This is a genomic window from Dyella sp. C11 (assembly GCF_003121485.1).
GTDB lineage: Bacteria > Pseudomonadota > Gammaproteobacteria > Xanthomonadales > Rhodanobacteraceae > Dyella.
Window position 1 is genome coordinate 68,573 of the sequence record NZ_QAVX01000023.1, and the last position, 6,574, is coordinate 75,146.

Sequence of the window (6,574 nt, forward strand, 5' to 3'; positions counted from 1 at the left end):
GCGGCATGACGCGCGGGCGGCCATGCGTTACCTCCCGGCCGATATTCGTGTCACAGCGTTGCCCTACAATGCGCCCCAACGAAAGGGAAAAGGTTCGTCATGGCTGTCAGCCTGTTGTCCGCACTCATCGCACTGGGTCTGGTGCACGTCATGCCGCAACTGGCGCACTGGCGCGGCGACGGTGGCTTTCGACGCTGGGTAGTGCAGCTGGGCGATACCAGCGGCCCGGGCCGCGTGGCGGTGACGCTGGGCGTGCCGGTGGTGCTGTGCCTGGTGGCCATCTGGCTGCTGCGGCTGCTGCCGGGCAGCGATCTTTTCATGCTGGTCTTTTCGCTGGTGGTGCTGCTGTATTGCTTCGGCCCGCACGCGTATGAGGCGGACCTGGAAGCCATCATCAAGGCGCCCGACCAGCCCTCGCGCGAAGCGGCCGCGCAGGCACTGTCCGACGATGGCGACCCGGTGGCCTGGAACGCCGTGGCCCTCGGTGAAGCGACGGCCTATGCCGCATTGCGCCGCCGCTTTGGCGTGTTGCTGTGGTTCTTCCTGCTCGGGCCGGCGGGCGCGTTGCTCTACCGCCTGGCGCAGACGCTGGGTCGCGACCAGACCTTGCGACTGGATGCATCTGCCCGTCGCGCCGCGCGCTCCTTTGCCAATGTCGCCGATTGGCTGCCCGCGCAGCTGATGGTGTTCACGCTCGCGCTCGTGGGCCACTGGGATGCCGTCATCGGCGCCTGGAAGCGCTGGCATCAGCAGCAGTCACCGAACAGCTGGTACGTCGAAGGCCCCGGCTTTCTTGGCGCAGCCGCGCGCGCCGATGTGCAGGTGGATATCGAAGCCGGTGACGGCTACGCGGAAGAACGCATCGATACGCTGGGCGAACTGATTCGCCTGCGCGGTGCGCTGTTGCGCGCGCTATTGGCGTGGCTCAGCGTGGTCGCGCTGATCGTGCTCGCCGGCTGGATGGCCTGACACCCAACGCTCAGGCCATGTCGCCACGCAGCTCGCGCACGCGGGCTTCCAGCGTTTCCAGTTGTGCGTCGGCCGGCGCGTAAGGCGCACCAGCCACCAACTCAACGTGGGCGCGGAAGCGACGCGGCAGGCGCGCGCGATGCAGCATCGAATCCCGACGACTCCACACGCTGCCCCACAAGCCGCGTAGCGCCAACGGCACGACTGGCACGGGGCGACGCTCAAGGATGCGCGCCACGCCGGGACGGAACGGCGCGATGTCGCCATCTTTCGTCAGGCTGCCCTCGGGGAAAATGCACACCAGTTCGTCGTCCGCAAGCGCCGCATCGATCTCGTCATACGCACGTTGCAGCACGACGGGATCTTCCTTCTGGCCCGCGATGGGAATCGCCTTGGCCGTACGGAACACGAACTTCAGCACCGGGAAGTTGAAGATCTTGTAGTACATGACGAAGCGCGCGGGACGGCGCAGGTTGGCCATCAACAGCAGCGGGTCCATGAAGCTGACGTGGTTGCACACCAGCAACGCGGGGCCTTCCTCGGGAATGTTTTCCAGCCCATCGACGCGCACGCGATAAAGCGTATTCACCAGCACCCAGGTGATGAAGCGCATCAGGAATTCGGGAACGATGGTGAAGATGTAAGCCGCGACGAGCACGTTGAGGATCGCCGCCGCGAGGAAGATTTCCACCGCGCTCAGCCCCATCGCGCCCAGGGCAAGCCCGAAGCCTGACGCAAGGCAAATGAAGAGCGCATTGAGAATGTTGTTGCCTGCGATGACGCGCGACAGGCGATCGCGCGGCGTGCGCGCCTGCACATAGGCGAACAACGGCACCACGTAAAAGCCGCTGAAAACGCCGATCAGCGTGAGATCCATCACCACGCGCCAGCTTCCTGCGCTGCGCAGGAAACCCAGCCAGTCCAGGCCATGCGCAACGGCGAGATGCGGGTGCGCCAGATACAGATCCACGCCGAACGCGGTGAGGCCAAATGCGCCCAGCGGCACCAGGCCCACTTCCACGCGACGGCCCGACATGCGCTCGCACAGCAACGCACCGACACCGGTGCCGAGGGAGAACAGCGTGAGCACCAGCGTATTGACCGAGCCGTCGCCGCCAAGATTCAGGCGCGTGTAGTTAGGCAATTGCGCAATCAGCACGGTGCCAAAAAACCAGAACCACGAAATGCCCAGCACGGCATTGAACACGCGCCTGTCCTGCTTGGTAATGCCCAGTACGCGCGCCGTTTCCGTCGCCGGATTCCAGTTGAAGACGAGGTCGGGCGCCGTCGCCGGTGCCGGTGGAATGCGCCGGCTCGCCAGATAACCCAGCACGGCTATGGCGATGGTGACGGCAGACGCCGCCACCGGCCCGTAGCCATGGATAAGCATCAGCGAATTGCCGGCGATCATGCCGATGAGCATCGCCAGCTGCGTACCCATTTCCACCAGCCCGTTGCCGCCCACCAGCTCCTGCGGCTTCAATGCCTGCGGCAGGATGGCGTACTTGATCGGACCGAACGTGGTGGAGTGCAGACCCATGAGGAACAACACCACCAGCAACAGCGTGGTGTGATGCGTGTAGAAGCCGATGGCGGCGATCACCATCGCGAAGATCTCGAACAACTTCACGTAGCGAATGATGCGCGACTTCTCGTACTTCTCCGCCAGCTGGCCCGCCGTCGCCGAGAACAGGAAGTAGGGCAGGATGAAAAGCGCCGGCGCCAGGTTGGTGTAGAGCGATACCGTGTGATCGTCCAGGCCCATCTGGAACGCCACCAGCATGACCATGGCATTGCGGAAGGCGTTGTCGTTGAACGCGCCCAGCGCCTGGGTCCAGAAGAATGGCGCGAAACGGCGGGTTCCCAGCAGCTTGAATTGGCTCATGCGTGTCTTGTGTCGAAAGGGCGCTTGGCGCGCCGAGCATAGCAGTCGTCCATGACCAGCACGGCCGCCGCCACGCGCACATGAGCAAACCCATGCAGCCGCATGGCCGGGCGCGGCCGAACCTGCTGCCATCACCCGATCGCTCAAGCACTCGGCCGAAGTCAGCAGGCGCCGCAAGTCGTCGCCTTTCCGTTCGACCCTGTCGATGCTCGACGTCACTATCAACCGCGCGGGGTGCCAGTTGCCCGTGCGCGAGTGCGCGCATCTGGAAGCGGCGAAGGACGAGTTGCGCGAGCTGTTTGGGCGACCGCGCCGGCGCAAGACAGGGCGCCGACGCGGCCAGCCGACGTCTGTCATGATCCCTGTCGCAGGTCGGCGCTGATACACATTGTCGAATTCGATGACAGTCGTTCGTCGTATGGATGAACCCTCAGACAGGTCAAGGACCATGACGAAACTTTGCGTACGGAGCTTTGCGGTTTCCCTCGACGGCTACAGCGCCGGACCGGATCAGGATATGGAAAACCCGCTGGGTGTCGGCGGACCCGAATTGATGCAGTGGTTCTTCCCCACGCGCATGTTTCAACGCATGCATGGCGGCGGGAACGACGGCGAGACCGGCGTGGACAACGACATCGCGGAACAGGGCTTCGACAACATTGGCGCCTGGATCTTGGGGCGCAACATGTTCGGCCCGGTGCGCGGCCCGTGGCCCGATGACAGCTGGAAGGGATGGTGGGGCGAGGAGCCGCCGTACCACGTGCCGGTATTCGTACTGACACATTACCCGCGCGAGCCCCTGGTGATGGCAGGCGGCACTACGTTCCATTTCGTGACGGGAGGCATTCACGATGCGCTTGCACAGGCACGTGCTGCCGCTGGCGGCCGGGATATTCGCGTGGGTGGTGGCGTGGCGACGGTTCGCCAATACCTGCGGGATCGCCTGATCGATTCGCTGCACCTTGCCGTGCGCCCGGTGCTGATGGGACGTGGCGAAAACCTCTTCGCCGGATTGGATCTTCCCGCGCTCGGTTACGAATGCGTGGACAGCCGCCCCGGCGAACGTGCCTTGCATGTGTTCCTGCGTCGACGCGATTGACGTCGACGGTCGAGACGATGACTCGTCGTTCGTCGCATGCATGAAGGGCCGGGTTGGCCCGGTTCAACCTCACAGGAGCACTCGCATGACCACGGGAACCGTCACGCTTCATCGCGTTCTTCGCACTACGCCGGAAAAGATCTACCGCGCATTTCTCGATGCGGACGCCATGGCACGCTGGCTGCCACCCCATGGTTTCACCGGCAAGGTGCACCAGCTGGATGCCACGGTCGGCGGCACGTACCGCATGTCGTTCACCAACTTCTCCAGCGGTCACAGCCACGCGTTCGGTGGCACCTACAAGGAATTGGTGCCGGGCGAGCGCATTCGCTACACGGGCACTTTCGACGATGCCAACCTGCCTGGCGAAATGCAGACCACGGTTACGTTGAAGAAAGTCTCCTGCGGCGCGGAAATTCACGTCGTGCAGGAAGGCATTCCCGCCATGATTCCCACCGACGCGTGCTATCTCGGCTGGCAGGAATCACTGGTGAATCTGGCACAGCTGGTGGAATCCAACATCCCTGGCTGAGGTGGTCTCGCGTGCAGCGGCGTTTCGTGATCAACAAGGAGTCGTGATGTGGACGCATGAAGAAAGCATCGATATCGACGCCACGCCGGCACGGATATGGGCCGTGTTTGCCGACGTCGCCGGCTGGACGCGCTGGAATGCAGGCATTGAACATATCCAGTTGCACGGACCGTTTGCCACGGGAACCACGTTCACCATGCAACCGCCGGGAACGGATGCGTTCGTCAGCACCCTGATTGCCGTGGATGAGCAACGCGGATTCACGGACGAAACGGTGATCGACGAGACACGCGTCGTGGTGGATCACCGCATCGAGGCGTTGTCACCCCATCGTGCGCGGGTAACGTACTCGACCCAGATCACCGGCCCGGATGCCGAGGCGATCGGGCCCGAAGTCACCGGTGACTTCGGCGACGTGCTTGGTGGGCTGAAGAAGATCGTGGAAGCGTCATGACGACGACGCGGGACCGGTGCGCGTGATGGCACTCAAGAAAAAGCCCCGGCATCCGGGGCTTTTTCATACCTGCAAACGTCACCAGGACATCAAAGACGATGCAGCGCGCGATGCGCGATGTCGCGACGACAGAACGCACCTTCGTAGTGAATCTTGGACACGGCACCGTAGGCGTTCTCACGCGCTGCCGCGATGTCCTTGCCCAACGCGCAGACGGTGAGTACACGACCGCCTGACGAAACGGCGTTGCCCTGGGCGTCCAGCGTCGTGCCGGCGTGGAACACCTTCACGTCGGGACCGAAATCGCTGTCCAGGCCCGTGATGACATCGCCGCTGCGCACCTTGCCCGGGTAGCCACCCGCGGCCATCACCACGCCCAGCGACGGGCGTGCATCCCACTGCACATGCGTGTGGTGCAGCTCGCCGTCGAGCGCAGCTTCGATCAGGTCCACGAGATCCGACTTCAGGCGCAGCATGATCGGTTGCGTTTCCGGATCGCCGAAACGCACGTTGAATTCGATGACCTTCGGTGTACCGCTCTTGTCGATCATCAGGCCTGCATAGAGGAAGCCGATGAAGGGCGCACCCTCCATGGCCATGCCATGCAGCGTGGGTTCGATCACTTCCTTGAGGATGCGTTTTTCAACGTCAGGCGTGACCACCGGCGCCGGCGAATAGGCGCCCATGCCACCGGTGTTGGGGCCCAAGTCGCCTTCGTCGCGGCGCTTGTGGTCCTGGCTGCTGGCCATGGGCAGCGCGTGCTGGCCGTCGCTCATCACGATGTAGCTGGCTTCTTCGCCGTCGAGGAATTCCTCGATCACCACGCGCGCGGAGGCATCGCCAAACTGATGCGCACCCAGCATGTCATGCAGCGCCTGCTCGGCATCCGCCAGCGTCAAAGCGACGACAACGCCCTTGCCCGCCGCCAGGCCATCCGCCTTGATGACAATGGGCGCGCCATGTTCGCGCACGTAGGCGAGCGCGGGGTTGAGTTCGGTGAACACAGCGTAGCGCGCGGTGGGAATGTTGTGGCGAAGCAGGAAGTCCTTGGCGAATGCCTTGGAACCTTCCAGCTGCGCAGCCACGGCGCGCGGACCAAAACAACGCAGGCCGGCGGCACGGAACTTGTCCACCACGCCAGCCACCAGCGGCACTTCGGGGCCGACCACGGTGAGCGCGATCTTTTCGTCCTTCGCAAGCTTGAGCAGGCCGTCGATGTCCGTCACGGCCACATTCGCGTTGCGCAAGCCTTTTTCACGCGCGGTGCCGGCGTTGCCCGGCGCAACGATCACCTCGCTCACGCGCGGCGATTGCTTGAGCTTCCACGCCAGCGCGTGTTCGCGCCCGCCGCTGCCGATGACCAGGACTTTCATGGGGACTCCAACTGCCGAAGGAATGCGCCCGAGGGGGCGCAGCGCTCCATTGTACGGGGCGGGGCCGGGATTTCGCAGCGCAGCAAGGTGAAGAGGGTTACGCCGACGAGCGAAAGCCAGCTCTTGGCTCTTGGCTCTTGGCTCTCCGCTTTTCCGGGCCCCGTATGACAGCGGCGTGCGGGTGGAGGATCAGCCCGCAGGGTGGCTGGCATGGATGCCAGCCAGTTTGTCGTCAGGGCAGGATGCCCTGTCGACAAACCCC

General features: G+C 63.9%; 6 protein-coding genes and 1 pseudogene. 5 read left to right on the forward strand and 2 right to left on the reverse strand.

Translation table 11 applies throughout. The features are described 5' to 3' along the window. The first annotated feature begins 99 nt into the window (after nt 1-99). A complete protein-coding gene (ampE, locus tag DK366_RS18285) occupies nt 100-969 on the forward strand; it encodes a regulatory signaling modulator protein AmpE (RefSeq protein ID WP_109126983.1) in 870 nt (289 codons plus the stop codon). Nucleotides 970-979: 10 nt separating this feature from the next. Here the strand turns inward: ampE and DK366_RS18290 are convergent, their stop codons facing one another. After that, a complete protein-coding gene (locus tag DK366_RS18290; protein WP_109126984.1) occupies nt 980-2,854 on the reverse strand; it encodes an MFS transporter in 1,875 nt (624 codons plus the stop codon). A 127-nt stretch (nt 2,855-2,981) separates the two neighbouring features. Here DK366_RS18290 and DK366_RS18295 point away from each other — a divergent pair. From DK366_RS18295 to DK366_RS18310, 4 genes and pseudogenes are all read left to right on the forward strand, one after another. Next, nucleotides 2,982-3,236: pseudogene (locus tag DK366_RS18295) on the forward strand (DUF3175 domain-containing protein); the annotation flags it as partial. A gap of 66 nt (nt 3,237-3,302) precedes the next feature. Continuing rightward, complete coding sequence (locus tag DK366_RS18300) at nt 3,303-3,953, forward strand: dihydrofolate reductase family protein (protein ID WP_109126986.1); 651 nt, start codon at nt 3,303-3,305, stop codon at nt 3,951-3,953. A gap of 85 nt (nt 3,954-4,038) precedes the next feature. Next, nucleotides 4,039-4,485, forward strand: a complete 447-nt coding sequence (locus tag DK366_RS18305; protein ID WP_109126987.1) for an SRPBCC family protein — start codon at nt 4,039-4,041, stop codon at nt 4,483-4,485. 46 nt (nt 4,486-4,531) lie between these two features. Then, nucleotides 4,532-4,939: an SRPBCC family protein gene (locus DK366_RS18310; RefSeq protein WP_109126988.1), complete on the forward strand. Its 408-nt coding sequence runs from the start codon at nt 4,532-4,534 to the stop codon at nt 4,937-4,939. Nucleotides 4,940-5,028: 89 nt separating this feature from the next. On the opposite strand, the gene purD is transcribed toward DK366_RS18310, so the two are convergent. Further along, entirely contained in the window at nt 5,029-6,312 is a 1,284-nt protein-coding gene (gene purD, locus DK366_RS18315; RefSeq protein WP_109126989.1) for a phosphoribosylamine--glycine ligase, read from the reverse strand. Nucleotides 6,313-6,574: the final 262 nt, after the last annotated feature.